Annotated in this window: 15 protein-coding genes and 1 tRNA gene; 4 read left to right on the top strand and 12 right to left on the bottom strand. The window is 66.5% G+C overall.

Annotated features, from left to right (window positions below; translation table 11 throughout):
• Positions 1-61 precede the first annotated feature (61 nt).
• The 6 genes from BMZ79_RS00250 to BMZ79_RS00225 all read right to left on the bottom strand — a co-directional run bounded on the left by BMZ79_RS00250 (position 62) and on the right by BMZ79_RS00225 (position 13,429).
• Positions 62-2,134 (bottom strand): MGH1-like glycoside hydrolase domain-containing protein, encoded by a 2,073-nt coding sequence (locus tag BMZ79_RS00250; protein ID WP_090635563.1) that lies wholly within the window; start codon positions 2,132-2,134, stop codon positions 62-64.
• Positions 2,135-2,173: 39 nt separating this feature from the next.
• The gene (locus BMZ79_RS00245) at positions 2,174-3,130 is read right to left on the bottom strand and encodes a carbohydrate ABC transporter permease (RefSeq protein WP_090635561.1); all 957 of its coding nucleotides are present in this window, start codon (positions 3,128-3,130) and stop codon (positions 2,174-2,176) included.
• A 12-nt stretch (positions 3,131-3,142) separates the two neighbouring features.
• A complete protein-coding gene (locus BMZ79_RS00240) occupies positions 3,143-4,066 on the bottom strand; it encodes an ABC transporter permease (RefSeq protein WP_090635559.1) in 924 nt (307 codons plus the stop codon).
• An 82-nt stretch (positions 4,067-4,148) separates the two neighbouring features.
• Entirely contained in the window at positions 4,149-5,717 is a 1,569-nt protein-coding gene (locus BMZ79_RS00235) for an ABC transporter substrate-binding protein (protein WP_177221929.1), read from the bottom strand.
• Between the two features lie 239 nt (positions 5,718-5,956).
• Positions 5,957-11,842, bottom strand: coding sequence for a sugar-binding protein (locus BMZ79_RS00230; protein WP_090635556.1), 5,886 nt, complete (start codon positions 11,840-11,842; stop codon positions 5,957-5,959).
• A 126-nt stretch (positions 11,843-11,968) separates the two neighbouring features.
• A complete protein-coding gene (locus BMZ79_RS00225) occupies positions 11,969-13,429 on the bottom strand; it encodes an ABC transporter substrate-binding protein (protein WP_090635554.1) in 1,461 nt (486 codons plus the stop codon).
• A 65-nt stretch (positions 13,430-13,494) separates the two neighbouring features.
• On the opposite strand from BMZ79_RS00225, the gene BMZ79_RS00220 reads away from it, so the two are divergent.
• A complete protein-coding gene (locus BMZ79_RS00220; protein ID WP_177221927.1) occupies positions 13,495-15,336 on the top strand; it encodes a cache domain-containing sensor histidine kinase in 1,842 nt (613 codons plus the stop codon).
• Entirely contained in the window at positions 15,311-16,921 is a 1,611-nt protein-coding gene (locus tag BMZ79_RS00215) for a response regulator (protein ID WP_177221925.1), read from the top strand. The genes BMZ79_RS00220 and BMZ79_RS00215 overlap by 26 nt, the downstream gene beginning before the upstream one ends.
• 134 nt (positions 16,922-17,055) lie before the next feature.
• Here BMZ79_RS00215 and BMZ79_RS00210 read toward each other — a convergent pair.
• The 4 genes from BMZ79_RS00210 to BMZ79_RS00195 all read right to left on the bottom strand — a co-directional run bounded on the left by BMZ79_RS00210 (position 17,056) and on the right by BMZ79_RS00195 (position 18,636).
• Positions 17,056-17,142, bottom strand: a tRNA-Leu gene (locus tag BMZ79_RS00210).
• 185 nt (positions 17,143-17,327) lie between these two features.
• Positions 17,328-17,537, bottom strand: a complete 210-nt coding sequence (locus tag BMZ79_RS00205) for a hypothetical protein (protein ID WP_090635550.1) — start codon at positions 17,535-17,537, stop codon at positions 17,328-17,330.
• 128 nt (positions 17,538-17,665) lie between these two features.
• Positions 17,666-17,986, bottom strand: a complete 321-nt coding sequence (locus BMZ79_RS00200) for a hypothetical protein (RefSeq protein ID WP_090635549.1) — start codon at positions 17,984-17,986, stop codon at positions 17,666-17,668.
• Positions 17,987-18,063: 77 nt separating this feature from the next.
• Entirely contained in the window at positions 18,064-18,636 is a 573-nt protein-coding gene (locus BMZ79_RS00195; RefSeq protein WP_090635547.1) for a xanthine phosphoribosyltransferase, read from the bottom strand.
• A gap of 177 nt (positions 18,637-18,813) precedes the next feature.
• Here BMZ79_RS00195 and BMZ79_RS00190 point away from each other — a divergent pair, with 177 nt between their 5' ends.
• Positions 18,814-19,521 (top strand): hypothetical protein, encoded by a 708-nt coding sequence (locus tag BMZ79_RS00190; RefSeq protein WP_090635545.1) that lies wholly within the window; start codon positions 18,814-18,816, stop codon positions 19,519-19,521.
• Between the two features lie 273 nt (positions 19,522-19,794).
• Positions 19,795-20,835 carry a YkvI family membrane protein gene (locus tag BMZ79_RS00185; protein ID WP_090635544.1) on the top strand — a complete coding sequence of 347 codons (1,041 nt, stop codon included), beginning with the start codon at positions 19,795-19,797 and terminating at the stop codon, positions 20,833-20,835.
• 211 nt (positions 20,836-21,046) lie between these two features.
• Here the strand turns inward: BMZ79_RS00185 and BMZ79_RS00180 are convergent, their stop codons facing one another.
• Both BMZ79_RS00180 and BMZ79_RS00175 read right to left on the bottom strand, forming a co-directional pair.
• On the bottom strand, positions 21,047-24,361 hold the full coding sequence (locus tag BMZ79_RS00180; RefSeq protein ID WP_090635542.1) for an AAA family ATPase: 3,315 nt from the start codon (positions 24,359-24,361) through the stop codon (positions 21,047-21,049).
• Positions 24,358-25,710 (bottom strand): metallophosphoesterase family protein, encoded by a 1,353-nt coding sequence (locus tag BMZ79_RS00175; protein WP_090635541.1) that lies wholly within the window; start codon positions 25,708-25,710, stop codon positions 24,358-24,360. The genes BMZ79_RS00180 and BMZ79_RS00175 overlap by 4 nt, the downstream gene beginning before the upstream one ends.
• Position 25,711: the final 1 nt, after the last annotated feature.

Raw genomic sequence — 25,711 nt, 5'->3', positions numbered from 1 at the left:
TGTCAGGAGCAACGTTTATTAAGATACCATGAAGATTGCGGGCATGTCAACATTTTCTTTTTCAAATCATTGAACGAGCCTCCGCGTCCTCCCTATGGACGGAGACGGCTCCTTCCGCATCGATCGTCAGCCGTGCCGGAGCGCCCCCATACAGCTCGGCGCCGTCGCGGACGATCCGGCAGCCGCCCGGTTCCATGTGCACGTCGTACCGGCGGCCGCGGTATTCGTAGCCGACGATCGACACGCGGCCGCTCTCCGGCGGCTGGGGCGCGATCCGCAGCCGTCCGTCCGGCTGCGGACGGATGCCCGCCATGCCGAACACGACCGCCTGGGCGCCGGCCATGCCGGAGATATTGTTCGCGCGCTTGTGCGCCGGCGACATCGGCCGGTCGCAATAATGCTCCTGCGGCACGTACGGCAGCCGCTCGCCGATCCAGAAGTGGCGCTTCAGCACGTCCCAGGCGAGCTCCGGCCGCCCGATCTCCCACAGCGTCTGCGCCAGGATCGGGCCTTCCCCGCCGAAGCTGCCGCCGCCCGACCAATCCGGGTCGTTCACCTCGTAATGCAGCGCGTCCTCCGCGGAAATGCTGGACACCCCGCAATCGCCGAGGAACGCGCCGTCCCGCAGATGCGACAGCAGCGCGCGCTCCATCTCCGGCGTGCACGCGCCCATCCGCAGCGCGTCGAAGGCCTGCACCGAGTAGACGATCTCGCTGCGGCCCTCGGGGTACAAGCTGCGGAACCAGCCCGCTTCGCCGTCCCACAGCTCCGACCGGATCGCCAGCCGGATGCCCGCGGCTTTGCCCCGCCAGTCTTCATGCTCCTCCCATCCGAGCAGCTCCGCCAAGTCCGCCAGCCGGTCGTAGCACCACGCCCGCTCCGCGTTCGGGCTGGCCACGACATGCTCGTAGCCGCTGCCGCGCATCTCGAGGAGATGATGATGGCTGCCGTAATCGAGCAGCTCGCCCCGGCGCGCCAGCCGGCGCTCGTCGGTGTCGAGCACCTTGCGCAGCACGGGATACAGCTCCTCGAGCGGGCCGTACTGGCAGCAGTACGACCAGGCGAAGTGCACGAACGCCCAGAGACTGTACGAGTACGCGAACGGCTCGTCGCCCGTGCCGTCCGGCGCGAAGCTGATGTGCCGGTCGATGCCGCCCTCTTCCATGAAGCGCAGATACGCGCGCGAGCCTTCCTCGCCGAGCAGCATCGCCAGCGTCTGCCCGACGTAGCCCGCCGCGTCCCACGGATAGTTGTTGATGCCGCCGCCGTCGATGCCCGACGTGGCCGGGAACGGCCGGATCGCGAAGTCCGGGTGGTCCCACAAGCAGATCAGCCCGCTGATGAGCGAGCGGTTATAGTACGCTTCGAGCCCGGGAATGTCGGTCTCGACGCGCGGCAGCGCCGCTTCGGCGCGCGCGATCCGCGACCGCCAGCGCGTCGCCGTCTCCGCTTCCCAGACGGCGAGGCTCGCGGGCGCCGCGACCTCGCGGCCGGCTTTGCCGAGCACGACGGCGATTCGGAACGCCGCCTCCTCGCCGTCCCCCAGGACCGCGGAGAGACCGTCGTGCAGCAGCGTGATCCGTACTTCTTCGTTCTCCCACGCATCCGCGCCGGCGAGCCGCGCCGGGACCGTCCCGCCCGCCGGCGGACTGAACCTCCACTCGCCGAGCGGCACGCGGCGAACCGGGCCGGGTGCGAGCGTCGGCGCGAGGTCGATCTCCAGGCTGCTGCCGCTCCGGTTCGCGACGCGCACGGTCAGGACAAAGCCGGCGCGTCCGGTGAGCGGCACCAGGTCGCTGACGACGGCGAACGAGACGAGCCCCCGCGCCTTCAGCCAATGGTACGTGCCGCGCCGGACGATCCGGTCCGGCCGCCACGCCGCGCCCGCGAACAGCAGGCCGCAGTCGCGTTTGCCCAGATTGCCCGTATCCTCGACGGGCATGCCGCCGGCGGCGAAATCGAGACGCAGGACGAGCGCGCCCGCCGCGTACGGCGGGGAATAGCAGCCGCTCACCCCCGTCACCGTGCCGTGGCGGGGCGCCGCGACGCTGTACAGGCTCGTCGCCGCGATATGCTCGGGCGGCGCCGTGCTTTTGCGCAAGTCGAGCGCGTAAGGATCCAACGGGTCGTTCACGTTCGGAACAGCCTCCTTCTGGCGGCTTGACGCGTCGCCTTAGCCTTTGACGGCGCCGACGGTCAAGCCTTTCACGAAATATTTCTGCAGGAACGGGTACACGAAGACGATCGGGCCGATGCCGACGATCGCCATCGCCATGCGCACCGTCTCGGTCGGAATCGCGGCCGCGGCGTTGCCGGCGACCGTGGCGTCGACCAAGCCGGAGTTCAAATATTGGATGTTGTAAATGGTCTTGTACATCAGGTACTGCAGGCTTACCAGCTTGTTGTCGCTGATGAACACCGAGCTCGTGAACCAGTCGTTCCAGTATGCCAGCGTCTGAAACAGACCCACGGTCGCGAGCACCGGCGACGACAGCGGCAGGACGATCCCGGCGAAAATCCGGAATTCCCCCGCCCCGTCGATCTTCGCCGATTCGATGAGCGGCTGCGGGATCGTGTTCGCGAAGAACGTCCGCATCACGATGACGTTGAGCGGCGCCACGAGATGCGGCACGACGAGCGCCCAGAGCGTATTGTTGAGCCCCGCGGCGTTATAGACGAGATACCAGGGCACGAGGCCGCCGCTGAACAGCATCGTGAAGAAGACGCCGAACGCCAGCGCGCCGCGATACGGCATTTCCCGCCGGGACAGCGGGAACGCGAGCAGCGCGGTCAGCAGGGTGCTGCTGACGGTGCCGATGAGCGTCACGAGGATGGAGACGCCGTAGCTGCGGAAGATCTGCGCCGCGTCCTCGAACAAGTACCGGTACGCGTACAAGGAGAAGCGCGCCGGGATGATGCTGTAGCCGCCCGTCACGATCGCCTGTTCGTCCGTGAACGAGACCGCGACGACGAGCAGCAGCGGATACAGGCAAACCAGGCTGAGCAGCGCGAAGACCGCGATCAAGAGCGCGTTCGGAACGGCCGGCAGCCCGTTGTCCAGGCGGCCCTTGGCCGCGCGACCCGTCTTGGGCCGGCCCCCGGAGACCTGCGCGTCGACATGTGCGTTCATTTCCGTTTCCTCCTAGAAGAGCGCGTTTTCGCGGCTTGCGCGGCGCACGGCGAAGTTGGTCAGCAGCACGAGCGCGAAGCCCACGACCGACTGGTAAAAGGACCCCGCCGCCGACATGCCGACGTTGCCGCTGACGAGCAGCGACCGGTACACGAACGTGTCGATGACGTTCGTCGTCGGATACAGCACGCCGGTGTTGAGCGGCACTTGGTAGAACAAGCCGAAATCCGCGTTGAAGATGCGGCCGATCTGCAGAATGACCAGCACGACGATGACCGGCACGATCAGCGGAATCGTGATGCCGCGGATCTGCTGCCATTTGGAGGCGCCGTCGATGCGGGCCGCCTCGTAATATTCTTGATCGATGCCGACGATGGCCGCCAAGTAGAAGACCATGCCGTACCCGACGTTTTTCCATAGGTTGACGAGCGGCAGAATGACCGTCCAATACGCGGGCTCGGTGTACCAGGACACCGGCTGGAAGCCGAGCGGCTCCAGGATCGACTTATTGATGAAGCCGTATCCGCCGAGGAAGGCGTACGCCAAATAGCTGACGGCCACGAAGGACAGGAAATAAGGAAACAGCAGGCTGCTTTGAAAAAATTTCGCCAGCTTCCGGCTGCGCAGCTCGTTCAGCCCGACGGCCAGCAGGATGGCGATCGCCGTATTGACGACGATGAAGACCGCGTTGTACAGCACCGTGTTGCGGGTCGCCGTTAGGGCGTCCGGCGTCTGGAACAAATACCGGAAATTATCGATGCCTTCCCAAGGGCTGCCCAGGATGCCGCCCTCGAAATTGTAGTTTTTGAAGGCGACGATGAGGCCGAACATCGGCACGTAATTGTTGAAGATCAGCACCGCGGCCGGCAGCACGACCATGAGGAACAAGGCGCGGTACTTCACGAGATTGTGGATCAGTCCGGCACGGGGGCGCATGCGCTCCGCTCCTTTCGGCGTCGAGTAAGAGAGGCCGGCGCGTGGCGGCGCCGGCCTCCTGGTGTCGCTGCATGGGGTCGCGCTACTGCTTGCCGCTCAGGAACGCGTCGATTTGCTTCTGTTTCTCGGCGATGACTTTGTCGAGTCCGGCCTTCTTCATCTTGTCGATGAAGACCGGCAGCTCCTTGTCGGGATCCATGACCCCGGTGCTGAGGCCGTCGATATACGCGTTGTAAATGTTGGTGATGGCGGCTTCTTCGTTCTTGACCGGCTCCGCGTTGTAGCTGAAGCCGACGATCGGCGACGGTTTCGCCGACGCGTTGAACGCCTTGTACGCGTCCCACTTCTGCGGATCCTCGTTATCCCACAGGTAATTAAGGAACTGGCTGCCGAACATGTAGTTGTTGCCCGGCGCGTAGCCGCTCTGTCCGGCCTGCGCGCCGTCCGGCAGCTTGATGACGTTGTCCGCCGCTTTCACGTAATGCGTGCCCTCGACGCCGTAGACGAGCGTGTTCAGCAGCCGCGCGTCCGTATGCAGCAGATTGATCAGCATCATGGCGCGCTCCGGATTTTTGGACGTCCTGGAGATGGCGGTCATGGCGCCGTTCAGGTCCCCGCTCGTCGTGTACGGCTGCGTCAGGACGACCTGTACCATCGGATGGCCCCACTGCTGGCTCAGCACTTTGTCCTTGCCCGGGGTCAGCTGCTGCCATTGCGCGAACACGGTGCCGGCCTTGTTGGACGGGCCCGCGTCCTTCTGCGTGGCGGGATCCTTCTGGAAGTAGCCCTTGAGGTTCCAATTCCGCATCAGCTTCAGCATCTGCTGCATCTCCGGCGTCTCCCACTGATCGACGACCGTCGTCGTGCCGTCCTGCTTGATCGCGCCGGGCACCGCGCCGATTTGCTCGAACGGAATGAGGGAAATCGTGTTCTTGCCGCCCCAGAACGGCACGACGTTCGGCTCCTTCTCCTTGATCGTCTGCAGCATCGGCTCGAGGTCGGCGTACGACTTGATCGTGCTCACGTCGAATTGGTACTTGTCGACGAGATCCTTATTCAGCACGATGCCGAATTCGCTCGCCATCTCTTTCTCGACCGGCACCGCATAGTTTTTGCCGCCGATCGCCGTGCCCGTCAGCAGCTCGGGATTCATCTGCGCCTTGGTCTCCGGGGCGTACTCGTCGATGAGCGAGGTTACGTCCAGGAACGCGCCCTTGGCCACGTTGCCGCTGAAATTGTCCCAGCCGGCCGTGAACAGCAGATCGAACGGCTCGCCGGACGCGACCATCAGGTTGATCTTCTGGCTCCAGTTGCCCCAGTCGACCGCGTTGATCTTGACCGTGGCGTTGATCTTGTCCTTCAGCTGCTTGTTCAGCTCGGCCTCGACCGCGGCGACGTCCTTCTGCTCGGTGCCCGGGTAATAGATCGACAGCTCGACCGGATCCAGCGCCGGCTTGTCCCCGGCCGCGCCGCCGCCGTTCGCCGTCTGCGCGTTCGAACCTCCGCCGTTCGCCGGTTCCGCGGCGTTCGCCGCCTGGTTCGTTTCGTTGCCGTTGCCGCTGCCGTTCGAATTCCCGCATCCCGTCAGCGCGAGCGACGAGCCCATCGCCAAGACGAGCAGCGTCGCGGCGAGTTTGGATTTGCGCTGCATGGAAACCCTCCTTTTGTGTATGAAGCCTGCATGAATGGTGGTGACAGTTCTCATTGTAGACGCTTTCGCCGCCGGGCTGAATCCAATTATCTACGGCGGCCTTTGAAAATCTATCGGATCGGGCCGAACCCTCACGACGAAAAAGGCGGCCCCCGTTCGCGGGAGCCGTCCTTCTTCCGCCTGCTTAGGCGTGCCGGCTGCGCTTGCCGCCTTGCGAGTACCGGCTTACGAGTGCCGGCTTACGCCAGGATCAGCGCCGCGATCGCGGCGAAATCCGCTTGGTCGATCCTGCCGTCGCCGTTCAGGTCCGCGTAGCGGTAGGTTTCGGCCCAACCGGCGTCGGCCGCCGTCTTGCCGTAATAGCCCGCGGCCATGGCGACGTCGCCGGCGCCGATCCGGCCGTCGCCGTTCAGGTCGCCGTCCCGGACGAGCAGCCCGTCGAACGCCGTCAGCGCCGCCTGCAGCGGCGGAACGGCCGCGTCGACGCCGGCTTGGTCGGCGGCGGCATCGTCCGCGACGGCCTGCGCGGCCTGGATCGCGGCCTGCAGCGCTGCCTTCGCGCCCGCCCGGTACTGCCCCGGATGCGTGCCTTCCGCCGCGGCGTCCAGCTTGCTGCCCGCCGCGGCGAGCAGCGCGGTCAGCGCGGACTTGTCCACGACCGCGACTTGGACGCGCAGCTCCGCGTCCGCGAGCCGCGTCTCCTCGCCGGCCGGATTCGCGGCGACTTGATCCGTCGCCGCGATCGCGGCGGACGCGGACGCCCCCTGCGTCTTCGCCCGCAGCGTCACGCGCAGCACGTCCCCGTCCGCCGTCACCGCGTTCTCCGTGCCCGCCGCGGCGAGCACGAAGCGCACCGCGCCCGGCGCCGCCGTCTGGCCGGCGATGCCGAAGCCGGGCTTCGCCGCTTCCGCCGTCGCGAACTCGAACAAGGCAGGGTCGTAATGCAGCGTCAGCTCTTCCGCCGCGATAACCCCCTCCACGCCGGTCAGCCCGTACGTCAGCGCGTACGTCCCGCCGGCCGCGACGGACGCCGCTCCGTTCAAGGCCGGCGATGCGGCGACGGGACCTGCGGCCGAACCGTCATCGGCGTCGTAGACGAACGACACGCGGTTAATCGTGCTCGTCCAGTTGTCGCACGCCGGGTCGCCGTACGGAAAGACGAGCTTTAAGTACCGAGTTCCGGCCGGCATGACGTCGGCGCCGACGAGCAGGGTGTCGTACCCGGCCGCGGTGCTCAGCATTTGCGCGCCTACCGGAAGCGCCGCGAAGCTTTGGCCGTCCGCCGAGCCGTAGGCCGTGAACTGCAAGGCGTCGGGCAATCCCGTCCAGTTCGTGACGTTCGCCTCGAACGATCGGAAGTCCCCGCCCGGCGACGCGTAGATGACGTACTCCGGCTCCAGGCTGTCGTCGTTCGCGTGGATGATCCGGGTGCCGTCGCCGCCGTATTTCTCCAACTGCCCGCCGAGCGCGTTGACGATATGCCCCGACTTGCCCGACAGCTTGCTCAGATCGCCCGCCTCGTCAACGAAAGTCGCGGTTTCGCCTTCGTTCGGCGGCGCCGTCTCCCCGAAATGCTTGAACGCGACGTTCATCAGCTGTTCCTTCCAATTCTCGAGGCCCGGGAATTCGATCTTCAAATATTTGATGCCGGCCGGCAGCCCGCTTGCGGCATTGCGGAACACGCCGTAGCCGTTCGCGCCGCCGATCAGCGTCGAAGCCGCCGTGAGTTTGACGTACCGCACGCCGTCCGCCGAACCGTAAAACGAGAATGGCGGCGTATTCGAGAACAGCCCCGTCGTGACGTCGAAGGAATAGATATCCCCGGCCGGCGAGCGGTACACGACGTATTCGGGCTCCGCCGGATTGTCGATGTTGTGCGCGATCCGGGTCCCGTCGTCCGCGAAATTCTCCGGATGCCCGGCGGCATTGACGATGTGCGCCGATTTCGCGAACAGTTTGCTCAGATCGCCGTTGTCGTCCGCGAACGCCTCGAGTCCGTCCGGCTCCGGCGTCTCGCGCGCCGGCAGCGGCAGGCTCAGGTTATGAATCAGCAGCTCGCCGAACCGGGACGTGTCCCGCCAATTGTCCCCCGTGCCGTTCCACATGAGCTGGCTGTCGCGGTTGCCGCCGCTGCCCCCGTCGTCGTCGTTGTTGCCGACGTCGAACCCGAGCGTGATGTCGCGGGCGGGGCTGACGTTCAGCGACGTCCATGGGATGGCGAATTCGGCCGTATAGCCGCCGCTGATATCCCGCTGGGCGTATTGGACGTCCCCCGGGGCGCCGCCGATCACGGACAGCTCGCCGTCGTGCCAGCCGAGCGTCAGCTGGCGGTCGTGCGCGTCATACGCGGTACCTTCGTTATGGTCGGCATCCAGATAGAGCTCGACCGAATCGTCCTGATACGCTTGCGCCGAATCGTTGCGCAGGTCCGCGTCGAGTACCTTGACGCCCACGTACAGATGCTCCGCGTCGGCGAGCGCAGCGAACGTCACGGCGTTATCGGACGCCCCGGTGATCGGCTTGGCGGCGCTCGCGCGAAGCTGCCACGACGGCTCGTCGAGCGCCCCGTCCACGGTCAGCGCGCCGGACGGCTCGACCGCGACCGCCGCCGGCTTGCCGCCGGTCAAGTACAGGCTGCCGAACGCCGCCGTGCTCCGCCAGTCGTCCGCGTTGCCGCGCCACATCAGCTGGCTCTCGCGCAGCCCGCCGTTGCCGCCGTCGTCGTCGTTGTACGCGGCGTCGAAGCCGATGACCGCGCCGGCGGACGGCGGCGCGATGCCGATGCCGCTCCACGGTATGGCCAGCTCGGCCGCGAAGCCGCCCGCGATGTCCCGCTGGGCGAAGACGATGCCCGCGATATCGCCGCCGACCGACAGCTGGTCGTCGTGCCAGCCGAGCGTGATCTGATGGTCGTCCGTGCCGTACGCGGAGCTTCGCGCGTTATCGCCGTCCACGTAAATCTCGACCGAGTCGTCCTGATACGTCTGCGCGCCGGCCGTGTCGTTGATCAGATCGGCGTCCAGCACCTTCACCGCGACGTACAGGTTGTCGGCGTCCCACATCGTGCCGAACGCGACCGAGTTGTCGGAAGCCCCGGTGATCCGTTTCTCGACGCGGTTATTGACGGACCAGCCCGCCTCCGACAAGTCGCCGTCGATCGTCGGCGGGGCGTCCGCCTTGGCCGCCGGCGCGACGCCGGGGGCCAGCGAGCCGTCCTCGGCGGGATCGGCCGTCACGGCGACGATAGCCTGCGCGACGTTGCCCGCAGGGTCCTTCGCGACGACCTGAATCGCGTTCTCGCCCTTGACCACGCGCACGATCGCCGTGAACGTCCGGTCCGGCTTCAAGGCCGCCGGCGTGCCGTTGACCGTCACGGCGGCGTCTTCGTTCACGCGGCCGTTCAGCACGTAGCTCGTGCCGGACGTCGTGTCTGTCTCAGGCAGCGTCAGCACCGGCGGATCGGGATCGTACACGACCGAGAGGGATGCCGGCGCGGCGGCTTGGTTCAGCCGGTTGACCGCCGTGACGGCGATCGCGTTCTCGCCCTTGCGCAGCGCTAGCGGCGCCTCGAACGTAAGCGGCGCCGGCTCGCCGTCGCCCGCTTCGTCGCCGTCGCCGTCTCCGGCCGGGATGCCGGGCTGGACGATCTTCAGGTCGTCGACGTACGGGTCGTAATAGACCGTATGATCGCTCGCGAAGCCGACCGCGCGCACCGCGTTCCACGCGACGGGAAGCGCCGTCGCTTCGCCGGTCGCGGCGTCGTAATGCGGCGCCGCGTCGAAAACGCGAAGCGGAATCGCGGCCTGCGTCCACTTCGCGCCGTAATCCGCCGCGGCGATGTAAGCCGAGAGCGGCACGCGGGCTTCGACGACCGTTCCCCCGCTCGCCGATTCCACGACGGCGGACAGGCTGTCGACCTTCGACTTCGTATAGACGTCGAACCGCAGCTCGGCCGTGCCCGCCACGGCGGCGTAATCCTCCGACGCCGCCTGATTCGCCGCGTTCAGGAAATTGAACCCGGCGCGCGCGAAGCCCGGCGACAATTTGAGACGCAGCGATCGGCTCCCTTCGGCCGGCGCGAAGACGGAGCTGGCGTCCCATACGACCTGCGCGTTCGTCGTGAATCCGCCCTGGGCGGCGGTCAAGCCGGCGCTAGCCGATACGTAATTGTCGTTCAGGATCTGACGGAGCACGGCGTCCTCCGAGCCGCCCTCCTCCGGCGAGCCGACGGGATAGGTCGTCTCCTTCACCGTCTCGCCGCCGGCCGTCTGCTTGACGGTCACCTCCGCGCCGCCGTTGGTCCGTCCCGTCACGGCGAAATCGCCGCGGTTGACGTACAGCGTTCCGCTCTGCGCCAGCGTCAGCCCCAAGTAAGCCGGGTCGTACCGGACGAACAGCGTTTCGGGCTCGCCCGCGTTGCCGGCCTCGTCCGCCGCCTCCGCCGTAATCGTATTGCCGCCCGGCTGCAGCGTCACGTTCGCGCTGAAGGCGCCGTCCGCCCCGACGGGCACGTCCTGTCCGTTGATCCGCAGCGTGCCCGGCTCGTCCAGACGGCCCGACACCGTGTACGCCTGCGTGCGCACCGCGTAATCGGCGTCGCGGACCGCGGAGCTGCCGGCCTGATCGAACACGATATGCGGCGGCGCCTGGTCCCCGGCGGACGTCGCGACGACGGTCACGCTCCGCGCCGGAAGCGCGATGCCCGCGGCCGTACCGCCGACCACGTTCCGCGACGCGGCCAGCGTCATGTCCTGTCCCCTGGGCACGTCGCCGGTCAGCTGGTACGCGTTCGCCGTCGCCCCGGTCAGCCCGTTCACGTTGACGGTCTTCGCTTCGTTCGTCGGGTTGACGAGCAGCGCGACGGTCTGCCCGCCGTTCACGAACGCGACGGCGTCCATCCAGACCGCGTCCGTCGTCGTCAGGCCGGAGGCCGGATCGGTGCTGACCCGGCGCACCTTGGAGCCGGCGGGCACGCGATTGAACAGGTTGCTGAGCACGTAGAACGCCTTCGACTTCGTCACCGTGTACCCGTCCCCGTCCAGCAGCACTTCGCCGACGTCGGTCGGATGCCGGCCGTTCGCCCAGCCCAGCCACCAGAACCAATAATTGTCCTCGATCAGCGCCATGTCGCCCGCCAGCCGCTCCGCGGCGTTGATGGCCATGTCCATCTCCGACGCGCCGGAGACGAGCGCGCTGTACTCGGTCTGCCAGAGATCCTTGTCCGGCGCCCGGTCCAGCGCGTCGCGGAAACCGCGGTAGACGGCATCGTTGTCGAAGCCTTTCGCGAAATAGCTGTGCGACGCCAGCCCGCCGATCGCCCGGTTCAGCTCCGGATCGGCGGCGAGCGCGGAGAAGTTCTCCCCGAGCAGCAGCTCGTTCTCGTGGTACGCGGCGCCTTCCGGCCCGAGAATTTGCACGTCCGTCAGCCCGGCTTCGTCGAGCTTCGCGCGGAGCAGCTTGGCGACGCGCTTGTATTGCGTCCCGTTATCGCCGCCCCAATAGCACCACTCGCTCACGATTTGCGACAGCGGCTCGTTCTGGAAGCTGAGCGCCTTCGGCACGCTCGCGCCTTTGTCCGCCAGCCAGCGGATCGCGTTCACGAGGTAGTCCGCGTACGCTTCTTCCTTCTCCGGCTTCAGCCGGACATGCTCCGAGCCCGTCCAGCCGTTGACGGTGGGCAAGGTCTTCATGCCGACCGGCGGCGACCAGACCGAGACGATGTAATCGTGCATGCCCCGCGTCTCCCCGGTCTGGATCAGCTCGTAAATCTCCTGCATTTTGGCGTCGATCAGATGGCCGTCCCCGTCCCCGGCCACGGCCGGAATCATCACCCGGAACAGCGTCGCGCCGAGATCCTCGAACAACGCCTCCTGCGCGCCCGTCTTGTCGGTGAAATCCCGGTTCCAGTCCGCGCGGTTCCACGACGGGAACACGCCCCAGCCCTTCACCGTCTGCTGATCGTCCCCCGAAATATCGACGTCGTACGCCGCGGTCGCCGCCGCGGTCACGGCCGTTTCGGTCTCCGCCGAAGCCGCGGCCCTTGCCGGCTTGACGGGCAGCGCCGGGAGCGCGAGCAGCGCCGCCAGCGAAAGTCCGAGCACTCTTCGCCATGACGAAAGAGTCATTAGTCCATCTCCTCTTCTGTGTGATCACCTCCAAGTGTATACGCTTACATCCGGAACCGACATCCAATTATCTACGGCGGCTATCAATTTTCTATCGACATCGCGAACCGGTTCGAATTCCGCGCGCTACCGGCTCTTGTCGGCCGGCACCGCCGGCACTTTCGTCCCCGCGAGCGGGTGCAGCGGATCGAAATCCGGCATCACGTAGTCGTTCCGATTGACGAGCTTCTGGTACACGGCGTCGTTCAGCGACTTGTTGTACTGCGCGCTCAGCTCGTCCAACGCTTCCTTCGGCTCGCGCAGCCCCTGCAGAATGTCGCGGTACGCCTTCATCCGCGCGGCATCCCCGAGATTGCGCTGGCTGAACTGCGTCGGCTCGTATTTCAAAATGAACTTCGGGTCCTTCGGGTAAATCGATTCCCCGCTCCCCGGCAAAAACCGCCCCATCGCCGGCAGCTCCGGCCGGTACCGCGCGTCCGCCGTCACGTCCCCGCGCGCGGGGATGACGTCGCCGGCCTTGTACAGCTCGCCGAGATAGCCGTCCGACAGCAGGTACCGCCACAGCGCGATCGCTCCGTCGCGATGCGCGGTCACGGCGTTGACGGCGAACGGCGGCTCGGGCTCGATCATGAGCGCCCCCTTGCCCCGGTCGGCCGCGTCGAACAGCGGCGGCATCGCGATGCCCCAGGCGAACGAGGCCGGCGTCAGGCGATCGAGCGCGGCGATGTCCCGGCTCGACACGATCATCATCCCGATGTTCCCTTCCGCGAACTGCGTCAGCGCCGTATCCGCCTTCAGCGACATTTCGCCCGGGAACAAGCCGCCGTCCCGCTTCATCGCGAGCATCGCTTCGAACCAGGGCAGATAGACGGAGAAATCGTAGCTTCCTTTCGCGAAATCGTAATAATACGCCCCGCTGTACGTTCCCGCGGTCTCGAGCGGCTGCTGGAAGCCGGTCTCGTCCTCGCTCGCCGGCAGCGCGAAGCCGTACTTGCGGTAACCGGTGCCCGCCTTGGACACGCGGACCGCGCACGCGGTCACTTCGTCCAGCGTGGCCGGCGGATCGTCCGGATCGCAACCGGCGCTCGCGAGCAGCTCCTTGTTGTAGACGAGCCGGACCGTCGACATGGCGGACGGGATCGCGTAATAGTGGTCGTTCTGCTTCGTATAGTCCGCCGCCCAAGCGGGATATGCCTGCCGCACCTCGTCCGGCGCGGCCTCGGACAGGTCGAGCAGCCAGTTCTTGTAGATATAGCTCGTCAGCCAGCCGGTGCCGATCTGGAAGACGTCCGGGCCCTCGCCCGACGTCATCAGCAGGTTCAGCGACTCGTCGTACCGGTCGCGCGGCAGCTCGATCAGCTCGGCGGGCGAATCCGGATGCTCCGCGTTATAGGCCGCGATCAACCGTTCGACGTCCTTCGCCGCGGGGGAGTCCTCCACGGCGAGCTTGATCGTCTCCGACGCCGCGGCCGCCGGGTCCGGCTCGGCGCCCGGGTCCGCGGCGGAGCCGGCGCAGCCCGCGGCCGCCAGGAAGGCCAAGCCGGCGAGCAGCAGCTTCGCCGGACGAGAATCGACGCTTTTCATCATTTTGCAATCCCCTTATAATGGTCTGTAACCGCTGTCAACAACGTTCGGAAAGGAGCGGCCCCCGCATGCTTACGCTGCGCAAAGCTTCCGGCTGGCTTTCGTTCAACCGGGTAAGCCTGAAATACCGCCTGCTGCTTTATTTCTTGCTGCTCGTCATTCTGCCGACCTCGATCATTTCCGTGACGATTTACAATCAGTCGTACCGGACGATCACGGACAACATGACCGCCTCGGTGCAGAAGAATCTGAACATGATGGAGACGGTCCTGCTCAAAAAATTCGACGACATGGACGGGGTCGCCGATGCCATCTATCTTAATCCCGACATGATCGACATGCTCTCGGCCGACCGTCCCGCCGACCAGGTCGGCTTCGTCAACGAGCTGGCCAGCTTCAACAAAATCCTCGACGGCTACGCGCAGCCCGAAGGGCCCGGCAAACGGTTCGTGCCGAAGCTGTACATGCTGGACCGGCCCGAATACGTGCAGTACAACTTCTCGCGCAACGTCTCGACGATCAGCGAAATCGAGAAAGAGCCGTGGTACGCCGCGCTTCCCCCGAAAGCCCGCTATACCGTCGCGGGCCTGCAGGCGAAAGCCGGTCCCGGCGGCACCGCGTACACGATCAAGCTTGCGAAGCGGCTGTTCGGCCTGAAGAACATGACGATTCCGTACGTCGGCCTCCTCACGATCGACGCCGACGTCGCCGACTTCAACGCCCTGCTCGCGCAGCTCAAGCCTTCCGCGAACAGCGCCGTCTTCATTCTCGACGAACGCGCGAACGTCATCGTCAGCCCCGATCCGGGGCTCCTCGGCCGGAGCCTGGCGGATCAGCCCTACGTGCCGGAGCTGCTGAAGCGCGGCGGCGGCGCCGGTTCGTTCGACGAGGAGATCGGCGGACAAGCCGAGCTCGTCTCCTACCGCAAGCTGGCGGATCCCGGGTGGACCATCGTCTCCGTGTCCCCGATCCGCGACCTGAACGGCAAGCTGGTCGCCTTCCGTCAGGCCATGTACGTCGTGCTGGCGGCCTGCATGGCGCTCGCCTTCTTCATCGCCCTGCTGCTCTCGAACAACATCGCCAAGCCGATCCGCAAATTCGTCAAAACGATGTCCTACGCGCAGGATGGCAATTTCGACATCCAGATCCAATACAAACGGAAAGACGAATTCACGTACCTGTTCAGCCAATACAATAAAATGATAATGCAGATCAAAGAGTTGATCAATAAACTGTACGTCAGCGAGGTCAAGAAGAAGGAAGCGGAGCTGAAGGCGCTGCAATCGCAGATCAATCCGCACTTCCTGTACAACACGCTCGATTCGATCAATTGGATCGCGCTGCGCCATGACGTGCCCGACATCAGCGAGATGGTGACGAGCCTGTCCGACTTCTTCCGCTACAGCCTGAGCAAAGGCCGGAGCGTCATCCCGCTCGAGGACGAGCTGCGGCAGGTCGGCAGCTACCTGGCGATTCACAAGTTCCGGTTCAAGGATAAGCTCGATTACGCCATTCGGGTCGATCCCGAGGTTCACGGCCACTATACGGTCAAGCTGGTGCTGCAGCCGCTCGTGGAGAACGCGATCCTTCACGGCATCGAGAAACGGCACGGCAAAGGCCGCATCGACGTCGTTGCCCGCAAGCGCGGCGACCGGATCGAGATCGAAATCGCCGACGACGGCGTCGGCGCCGATCCGGACGCGCTGAACGCGAGGCTGGACTCCGGCACCGGCGAGGATGCCGCGTTCGGCACGATCAACGTGCACCGGCGGCTCAAGCAGACGTTCGGCGAGCAAGCCGGCATCCGCTACCGGCGGCGGGAAGGCCCCGGCCTCGTCGTCATCGCGACGATGCCGGCCGTGACGACATGGGAGGAGAATGAAGATGCTCAAGATGATCATCGCGGATGACGAATACAACGTGCGCGCGGGATTGCGGGAGGTCGTGCGCTGGGAGGAGCTCGGGGTCGAGGTGGTCGGGGACGCCGCGGACGGGCTCGAGACGTACGATCTCTGCCGGTCGCTGCGCCCCGACATCCTGCTGACGGATATCCGCATGCCGATGATGGACGGGCTGGAAGCCGCGCGGAAGCTGAAGGACGACGGCGATCCGGTGCGGATCATCATCATCAGCGGCGCGGAGGATTTCCAATACGCCAAAACCGCGCTCAGCCTGAACGCGGACGGCTACATCCTGAAGCCGATCAAGCTGGCCGAGCTGCAGCAGACCGTCCGCAAGGTCGCGGACGCCATCGCCGCGGAGCGCAGCCGCGACGCGCGGACCGAACGGCTGCAGCGTCAGGTGCGCGAAACGATGCCGGTGCTGCGCGAGAAGTTTCTGGCGGGGCTGACGACGGGCATGTTCGCGAACGAGGAAGAGATTCGGAGCGGGCTCGCCTTCCATGGCCCGACCTGCTCGGCCGACGAAGCCTGGACGGCGGCGGTGCTGCGGATCGACGATTACGAGGAAGCCGTCGAACGGTACAGCGAGGCGCGCAAGCAGCTGCTCGCCTTCTCGGTCCAGAACGTGCTGGACGAGATCGCCGCCGGCAGCGGAGGAGCCGCCTTCGTCATGAGCGAGAACGAGCACGTCGTCCTCTTCCAGCCAAGGGACGGAAGGCGCGTCGCGGACATTTGCCGGGACATGCTGAACTGCATCCGGCACTACTTGAACCTCTCCGCGTCCTTCGGCATCGGCCGTCCCGCGCGGAAGGCGTCCGAGCTCCACGGCTCCTACCGCGAAGCGCTCGCGGCCATCAACTACACGTTCTATACGGGGAAAAGCTCGGTGCTCGACATCAGCGATTACCGGGCGGACGCGGACGGCCCGCGGTTCCCGAAGCTGTACGACGCCGAAGCCAAGCTCGTCGGCTTCATGATGCAGGGGATGAAGGACGCCGCAGAGGAGACGGTGCGGTACGTGTTCGACGCGCTGTGCGGCGGCCTCCTCCTCCCGGACGGTTACGCCCGGAGCGTCTGCGTCGAGCTCGTCAACATGGCCGACAAGGCCGTTGCCGAGGCGGGCGAGCGCATCTGGGACATCGCGCCGGGCTACGCCTCCGTCATGGCGGATGTCTACGGCATCCGCGAGGCGTCCGGGCTGCGCGAGACGATGCTCGGGCTGTTCGGCGAGCTCGCCGCCCATTTCGCCCGCAAGCATACGCACAAGAACGGACGGACGATTCAGAAGATCAAGGCGATCGTCGCGCAATCGTACATGGAGAACGTCACGGTTCAGAAGCTGTCGGAGCAGGTGTACCTGTCGCCGAACTACATCAGCCTCGTCTTCAAGCAGGAAACCGGGGAGAGCTTGACGGAATACGTCACGAAGGTACGGATGGAAGCCGCCAAGGAACTGCTGAAGTCGCCGGATCTGAAAATCCTCGAGGTCGCCGAAATGGTCGGCTACGAGAATGCGGCCTACTTCAGCACCGTGTTCAAAAAGTACGCCGGCATGCACCCGCAAAAATACCGCTCGCTGTTTCAGGCCGACTGACCGTCCGCGCGCGCGGCGTTGCGAACTTCGGGAACTTCAGGAACTTCAGGAACCTCAGGAACCCCAGGAACTTATGCAACTTTAGGACAAATCAAAAAAACCCTTCCGAAAGGAAGGGGTTCGTCTTGTAAGATTGGTGCGGTCGAGAGGACTTGAACCTCCACGGCTGTTACACCACTAGAACCTGAATCTAGCGCGTCTGCCAATTCCGCCACGACCGCATCTGGCAGATCGACCGCGGCAAGCGCCGCAATCACGTTCTTTATACTAGCATCCGTGCCAATCGAAGTCAAGGAACGCGAGAAAGTTCAAATTTTCAAACAATATCCGCTCGCATCTAGCTTTTGATCGCGTCTGGCATTGCGCCGCCCCGGGCGTGCGAACGTACCCCGCCTTCCCCCTGCGGCTAGACTTCGCTCCGCGGCGCGCCGACCGGCTCGTAAATATAGCCGCGGCTCAGCTTCACGACCCTGCGGTTCCGTTTCCGGATGACGACGCTCTCCGCGTCCCAGGCGACGACGATCCCGAGCACGTCGTTCGCTTCCATGTTGTCGCGGACGACCCGCAGCGGCGTGCCTTCGACCCGGTAACGGTCCAGCTCTTCTTCCGTGATCATGCGTTTCTCTCCTTCCCGTCGCGCCATCCGCGTACGGGTGGCGCAATCCTATGCGGGCTGCAACGCTCAAAGAACCTCAACGCCGCGGCCAGCGCGGCATTGAGGTTCCCGTTCCGTAATTCGCGTATTTAACCGACGTGCTCCTTGGAATCGTTCGTCTCGTACCATTCGTCGAGAACGCGCGAGGACATCACGCGGCTCGTCACGTACTCCGCCTGCTTCTCGGTAAACTGACTCTTCCAGTCGATCTCGAGCTCCTCCGACAACTTGATGAGCGTCAGCAGCTCCGACCACGCCACGTACCGTTTATACCAAAAGAATTGGGGATGTTCGATCATATAAGGATACAAGTCGTCAAACTCCGTATGCTTGCAGTCGAGCGCACGTTCAAAATGGTTTTTCGCGTCCGACAACTTGGTTAATAAATACTCGGCAGATAGATTCGCCATATTTAGTGCCTCCCCCTCTCGTACTTATGAACATTATAAGTCAAAAAGCGGGTCCCGAAAAGATGCTTATTCTGGGACTAGGATTCGAAGACGATCTTGCCGCCCTCGAGCGACGCGATCTTGACGAGCGATTCCACCCGGATTCCCTGTTCGCGGATCGTCCGCGCGCCGGCCTGGAACGATTTCTCCACGACGATGCCGAGCCCGGCCAGCTTCGCGCCGGAGCGTTCGATGATCTTGATCAAGCCCCGCGCCGCGTCCCCGTTCGCGATAATATCGTCGATGAACAGCACCGTATCGTCCGCCGTCAGGAATTGACGGGAAACCATGATGTCCGTTACAATGCCCTTGGTAAACGAAGGCACCCGTTCGGTATACGCGTCGGAATCCGCGATCAGCGTCTTTTTGCGTCTCGCGAACACCAGCGGAACGTTCAGCGCCATGGCGGTCGCGAAGGCAACGGGAATGCCGGAGGATTCCACGGTAATGACTTTCGTGACGGTCGTCTCCGCGTACAGGCGCGCGAATTCCTTGCCCATTTCCAGCGTCAGCTGCGGATCGACCTGATGGTTCAGCAACGCGTCGAGCTTCAGGACGTCTTGATTCATAATTGTAGCTTCGCGCAGGATGCGTTCTTTAAGCAGTTCCATTCGCGTTCCCTCCACCAAAAAACCTTTTTCCGTTAAAGGTACCATATGGAAGGGGATTCGCGCAACCGGCGGGAATATATTCCAGGATGCCGGCCGAAGACCGCAACTTTTCGCCCTCGCGGCGTGTCTAGTAATAACAAAGACCTTACAAAACCATTCCAACGGAGGTGCCGCGACATGAACAACGGCTACCCCAACCGAACCGCAAGCGCGGCGGCGGTCATGCTGCTCGCCGTGACGCTAGCGGGCTGCCAAATGCGCGTGGCCGGCCTGTCGGCCGGCGATGACGCGGGCGGACAAGCCTCGGCGCGGAACGCGGGCCAAGGCTTGTCGGACAGCCCGCAGAAGGCCTACGACAACAAAAGCAACACCGGCGGCGCGCCCGTGACGGGCAGCCTGAACGGCGGCGAGCATGCGGATCCGAACGCCGTGACGGAATCGTCGGCCGGCGGCACATCCGCGCCTTCGGCCAAAACCGAGGAAGCCTGGAACGCCAAGGCGCCCAAGCTGTTCGGCATCGCGATCGGCGAAGCCGAAGCGTCCGCCTCCGCGAAGCTGGGCAAGCCGAGCGACGTCTACCCGCTCGACGACGACGGCGGCACGCTGTCCGTGAAGGAATACGCGGCCTGCTCCGTCGGCTTCTCGCCCGACAAGAAGGTCAAGTTCGTGGAAGTCTTCGGCCGCTCGGCCGCCACGGGACTCGGAGGTCTGCGCGTCGGCGACACGGCGAGCGCCGCGGTCAAGAAGCTGGGACAGCCGGGCACGCATACGGGCAGCGTGCTCGCTTACGACGCGGAAGGCGCCCTCTTGAAGCTGGATCTGGATCCGGACAACGAACGCATTTTATCGATCAAGCTGTTCGCTTCCGCGGAAAACCGGACGTAAGCGATGCCGAGGCAAGCGGAAAGTCCGGCACGAAGACGCGGGATTTCCGAAGGCGCGAATGCAGCGAGACCATTCGGATACCGCAAGACGGCACGATAGGACGGAAAACGGCGCGCGCGGGCGCGACCGGCTTTCCGTCCTTTTTCGGTTGGATCGTAACCCCGCCGCCTCCCGTGAATCCGGCGCTGCCGCGCGGATTGTAGTCATGCCTGTCCCCGTTCGGACATACCTTTAAGAAGAGGCCGTCCACGAAAGGCAGGGATTGATCGATCCATGAGACGATTCACCACAGTCATCCAAATCGCGTTTACCTATATGGGGACCGTAGTCGGCGCCGGATTCGCCACGGGCCAGGAAATCCTGCAGTTCTTCACCCGCTTCGGCGTCGTCGGCGTCCTGACGATTCTGCTCGCCACCGCGATGTTCGTCTGGCTCGGCGCCAAAATGATGCTCATCTCGAACGACGTGCGGGCCAAATCGTACGAAGACGTCAACAAGGTGCTGTTCGGCGACCGGTTCGGCCGGTGGATCAGCCATTTCATGCAGCTGGTGCTGTTCGGCGTTTGCGCCGTCATGCTCGCGGGCGCGGGCGCGATTTTCTCCGAAAATTGGAACTTCTCCTACCAATCCGGCCTCCTGATCACGATTTTCGGCTGCTTCCTGTTGCTCCGCAAAGGGATGAACGCGATCTTGACGGTGAATTCGATCGTCGTGCCGGTCATGCTGCTGTTCACGGTGCTGATCATCATCGATACCGTCCGGACGCCGGGAGCGAGCCGGTGGATGATGCTCACGAGCGATTTCTCGCCGGTCGCGGTGTGGGCGTCCCCGTTCCTGTACGCCGCGTTCAACCTGTCCATGGCGCAGGCCGTGCTCGTGCCGCTCGGCGGCGAAATCCAGGACCGCAAGGCAATCGTGTACGGCTCCTGGACCGGCGGCATCGGCATCGGCTTCATGCTCATCGCGGGCCATATCGCCCTCTCGGTGTACATGCCCGGCATCCAGCAGTTCGCCATCCCGATGGGCGGCATTGCCCGCGAGCTCGGGCACGGCATCCAATGGATCTACATCTTCCTGATCTTCGCCGAAATCTTCACGACGCTCATCGCGGACATCTACGGGCTGACGCTGCAGCTGCAGGAACGCGTGAAGCTGTCCCGCACGCTGCTCACGACGCTGACGCTCGCCGCCTGCTACGTGGCCAGCCAGATCGGCTTCGGCACGCTGCTCTCCACCCTCTACCCGATTTTCGGCCTCATCAGTCTGGGCTGGCTCATCCTGCTGATCCGCCACAAACTCCCGATGCGCAATTGACGGCGGTCTGGCATGGAAGGCGTTCAGCGGCGTATCGGCGGGGGGACCGCCCAAGAGGTCGGCTAGAAGAGAATCAGGGCAGGGCTCCGTAGATGTTCATCATCGTTCCGGTGCGCCTTTGACGTTTGCCGCGACCTGTCCGAATCATGCTCGTCCGCCTAACAAAAAGGCCCCCTTTGCAGGGGGCTTTTCAGCGTATGGACGAAGGTGCCTACCTTGCCAGCTCCACCAGCTTGGCGGCCGGAATCCGTTCCAGCAGCAGCTCGCTCATCGAGTCGTGGCAGGTGAAGAAGACGATTTGGCGGCGTTCGGCCAGCTCGCCCAGCACGTCCGCCGCCGCCCGCTGGCGGTCGCGGTCGAAATTGACGAACGGATCGTCGAGCAGCAGCGGCAGCGCGCGCGCGGCAGCCGCTTCGTCGGCCAGCGCGAATCGCATCGCGAGGTACAGCTGCTCCGCCGCGCCGCGGCTGAGGAAGCCGCTCTCCACCATGCGTCCGTCCGCGGCTTCGAGCGCGATCGCGCCGACATCCTCGCGCAGCTGAATCCGGTTGTAACGCCCCTCCGTAAGGCGGTTCATCAGCCGGGACGCTTCGCGCAGCACGGCCGGCTGCCGCTGCTCCTCCATCATGCGCTTCGTCCGCCGGATCATCGTCATGCTCACGGCCAGCACCGCGTACCGGTCGATCAGCGCCTCCAGCGCGGCGGCGACGGCCTCGCGTTCGCCGATCAACCGCTGCCGGTCGCCGTCGCGCAGCAGCTGCTCCAGCCGCTGCCTGGCGCGCCCGAGCAGCTCCAGCTGCCGGCCGCGCTCCGCCTCGGCTTCCCGCCACGCGCGCTCCGCGCCGGCCGACTCCGCGCGGAGCGCGGCCTCGTCCAGCTCCGACAGCCAGACGTCCAGCCGCGCCTGCTCCGCTTCCGACAACCCCGCGGTCACCGTCGCGTTCAACCGGAACAGCTCCTGCTCGACCTCCGCCAGCCGCTCCGACCGCTCCAGCGCGGCCAGCCATGCCAATTCGTTCGCGACGCCGCCCGCCGCGAACCACCGCTCCTGCCGCGCCCGCAGCTCTTCCATCCGCCGGGCCAGCCCTTCCAGGCGCACGCCCGCTTCCGCCTGCTTCTCCCGCAGCGCTTCGCGTTCCGCGCGGCGCGCGGCCTGGCCGTCGGCTTCCGCCTGCAGCAGGCGAAGCGCGGCCGCGGCATCGCCGCGCGCCCGCGAAGCCGGCTCTGGGAACGCGGCCGCGAGCGCGTCGGCCGACCGCTCGAACGCGGCGACTTCGTCGCGCAGCCGCGCGGCTTTGCCCGCCGCGCGTTCCCGCGCCTCCAGCCGGAGCCGCGCCTGCTCGGCGAGGTCGAGCGTCTCCATCGCGGCCTCCGGCGACAGCGCCGGCGGCAGCGCGCGCTCCGTCAGCCAGTCGCGCCACGCGGCCGCGGCGGCATCGGCCGCCAGCGCCGCCGCGTCCGCCGCGGCGCCGGCGGCTTCCGCCCGCGCGCGCAGCCGGGCGTGCGCGCGCGCCAGCTCGGCGCGGCGCGCGGCGCCGTCGGCCAGCGCGCGGAGCTCGTCCTGCCGCGCGTCGATCGCGGCGCGCAGCCGCGCGAGCAGCCGCGCCGGGCCGGCCGCGTCGCCGCCGCGCAGCGCTTGCCCGCGGCCGGCCCCGGCCCCGTCGCGCGCCGCCGCGGCTTCGCGCCGCGCCGCTGCCGCGGCCGCGCCGGCGCGCGCGCGCGGCCGCAGCAGCGCCAGCGCGTCGCCCGGCGCGGCGACGAGCGCGCCGAGCGCCGCGAGCGCGCGCTGCTCCGCGGCCGCGGCCGCGCCGGCCGCCGGCGGCGCGGCGGCGCGGGCAACGCGGCCGGGCCGCCGGCGCGAGCGCCGCGCGAGGCGCAGCAGCGCCGGCGCGGCCAAGGCCAGGGCGGCGGCGCCGACGGCTGCCGCCGCCGCGGATTGCCCCGCGGCCGCGAGCGCCGCCGCGCCGGCCGCGAGCGCAATGGCGGCCGCCCCGTACGCGAGGACGCCGCCGCCGAAGCGGCCGGCCCGCGCCTCCGCGCCCGCCGCCTCGGCCTCCGCCTCGTGACCCTCGCGGAGCTCCGCCAGCTCCAGCTCGCGCCACGCCTCCTCGAACCCGCGCGCGGCGTAGCGGAGCGCATCTTCCGTCTGCGGCTGCAGCCGGAAGATCGCCGCGAGCGCTTCGCCGCCCGCTTCCGCGGACCATGCGCCGCCGGCTTCGGCCTGCCCGATGCCGTCCGGGCCGGCGGCCTCGCGCCGCGGCTCGTCCAGCTGCGCGGCCGCCTCCCGCTCCCGTTCCGACGCCGCGCGGTGCTCGGCGTCGGCCAGGCCGAGCGCCTTCTCCGCGTCCTGCAGCGCCGCCCGGTGGACGCGAACGGCTTCGCGCTCGGCGACGCCCGCCTGAAAGCCGAGCAGCGCCGCCTCCGTCCACGCCGGCGATATCCGGCGCAGCAGCCCCTTCGCCGCCTCGCCATGCTCGGCCGCTTCCGCCTGCAGCTCGGAAGCGGACTGCCGGGCGGCCGCGATCTGCTCGGCGGACAGCAGCAGCGACTCGATATCCGCCTTCCGCGCCAGCAGCTCCGCGTCGAAGCCCAGCCGTTCCAGCCGGCCCTCGAGCACGGCGGCCTGCTCCTCCGCTTCTCGGACTTCCTCGCCGGCGCGGCGCAGTTCGGCCGTCAGCGCTTCCCAGCGGCTTCGCGCGTCGGCGGCGAAGCGCGGCGCGTCCGCCAGCGTCTCCCGCTCGCGCAGCAGCGCCGAACGCGCCAGCCAGCTCTCCCGGAGCTCCGCGGCGCGCGCGAGCAGCGCGCTCCGTTCCCGCAGCGGGCCGAGTCCCCGCTCCGCTTCGGCAAGCGCGACCTCGGCCGCCGCGATGTCGGCGGTCGCCGCGTTGAAGGCGTCGATCCCGTCCTCCAGCCGGCGCAGCTCTTCCTCCTTCTCCTCCAGCGACTTCAACAGCTTGTTCATGCGCTGGTTGCTGCCGCGCGGCCGGAACAGCTCGTCCAGCTCGCCCTGCAGGCGCTTCTCCGCGCCCGCGATCGCGCCGCCTCCGCTCCAGCCGGCATGGTACAGCTGCCTGCCGAGCTCGTCGCCTTCCAGCATCCCGATCGCCTGCAGCTCCGTGAGCGTGATGGCGAACAGCTCGCGGAAGATCCGTTCGCCGACGCCGCCCAAGTACCGCCGCTCCCACTGCGCCTGCGTCAGCGTTTCGGCGAGGCCGGCGCCGTCCGTTTCCGCTTCGCGCACCTGCACCTTGCCCGGCGCGCTCGCGTGCCGCTCGGCGACGTACGTCCGGCCCGCGCCGTCTTCGAACGTCAGCCGGCCGCCATGCCGGCCGCCGTTCACCGGCTCCCGGCGTTCCGTCAGATTGCCCCGGTTGGCGAAGCCGAACAGCATGGCGCGCACGAAGCCGAGCATCGTGCTCTTGCCGGCCTCGTTCGGCCCGTAGACGATCGTCACCGGCGCGTCCATGTCGCATGCCAAACCGCTCAGCTTGCCGAACCCGTCCACATGCAGTTCCCGCAGCCTCATCGCGCTTTCCCTCCTTGCGCCGTCGTATCCGGCTTCGGCGATTCCGTCTCGCCGGCCAGCAGGCCTGCGGCCAGCTCTCGGGCCCGTGCCAGCCAATCCGGGCCCCGGCCCTTCATCGCTTCGCGGACCGCCCGGCGCAGCTTGGGATGGCCGAGCAGCGGCTGAAGCGCTTCTTCCAACACATCCTCGAGCGGCTCCTCGCCGCGCTCGATCCGCCGGCTGCCGCGCACCAATTCCCCGGCGAAGCTGTCTTCCTCCGCCAGCGCGGCCGGATCGGCATCGGCGCCGGCCGCCGATTCCAGCGACGCGATCCAGCACCAAGGCGTTTCCCCGGCTTCGGCTCCGGCCGCGCCGGTCCCGTAATCGCTTTCGGCCATGCGGTCCCGAAGCCCCGCGAGCAGCTCGTCGAGCCGCTCCGCGTCGCCCAGCAGGCCGTGCAGCGGCCCTCTGCCGGTCAGCTTCAGGCGCGCCATCAGCGAACGCCCTTCGTTCGCGGCGGCGGCTTCGAGCGCGCGCCGCTCCATGGCGTCCAGCAGCGCCTGCTCCGACGTCAAGCCGTCGATCGGCGCGTCCAGATTCGCCCAGCGAACCGTATCGAGCGGCACGAACCGCAGCTTCGTCTCGCGGTTCGCCGCCACGTCGACGACGTAGCAGCCTTTCGCGCCCGTTTCCCTCGCGTGCCGGCCCTGCGCATTGCCCGCATAGACGACATGCGGGTAAGCATGCAGCACCGCCCGCTGATGAATATGGCCGAGCGCCCAATAATGGAAGCCGGCCCCGGTCAGCTCGTCCAGCCGGCACGGCGCGTACGGGTCGTGGCTCGCGTCGCCGTCGACGTTGCCGTGCAGCAGCGCGATCTCGTACGTGCCGTCCCGCCGCGCTTCGTAGCGCGCCGCCAAATTGGCCGTCACCGAACGCGACGCGTACGAGATGCCCGTGACGTAGGCGGCCAATTCGCCGCGCCGGGTATAGGCCGGAAATTGTTCAACTCGCTCCGCCCCGAAGAACCGTATGGATTCCGGCCAGCGCAGTATCGCCTGCCTGCCCGACAGCGGGTCGTGGTTTCCGTGAATAATAAAGAGCTGCACGCCGTGGGCATGCAGCCGTTGCCATTCCTTCTGCAGCGCCAGCTGCGCGTGCAGCGAGCGGTCCGCGGCGTCGTACAGGTCGCCCGCGATCACGACGAAATCGGCCGCTTCTTCGATCGCCGCGTCGGCCAGCCGGCGCGCCGCCCGGAACGTCGATTCCCGGAGCGCCTTGCGCACCTCGGGCGGCGCGTCCGTCAAACCGCGGAACGGGCTGTCGACGTGCAGGTCCGCCGCGTGTATGAACCGAAAGGGCACGCCCATG

Origin of the sequence: Paenibacillus sp. UNC496MF, from assembly GCF_900113915.1 — a bacterium.
GTDB lineage: Bacteria > Bacillota > Bacilli > Paenibacillales > Paenibacillaceae > Paenibacillus_Z > Paenibacillus_Z artemisiicola.
The sequence above is the reverse complement of the archived record's forward strand: the minus strand, read 5'-3'. Positions and strand labels throughout refer to the sequence as shown.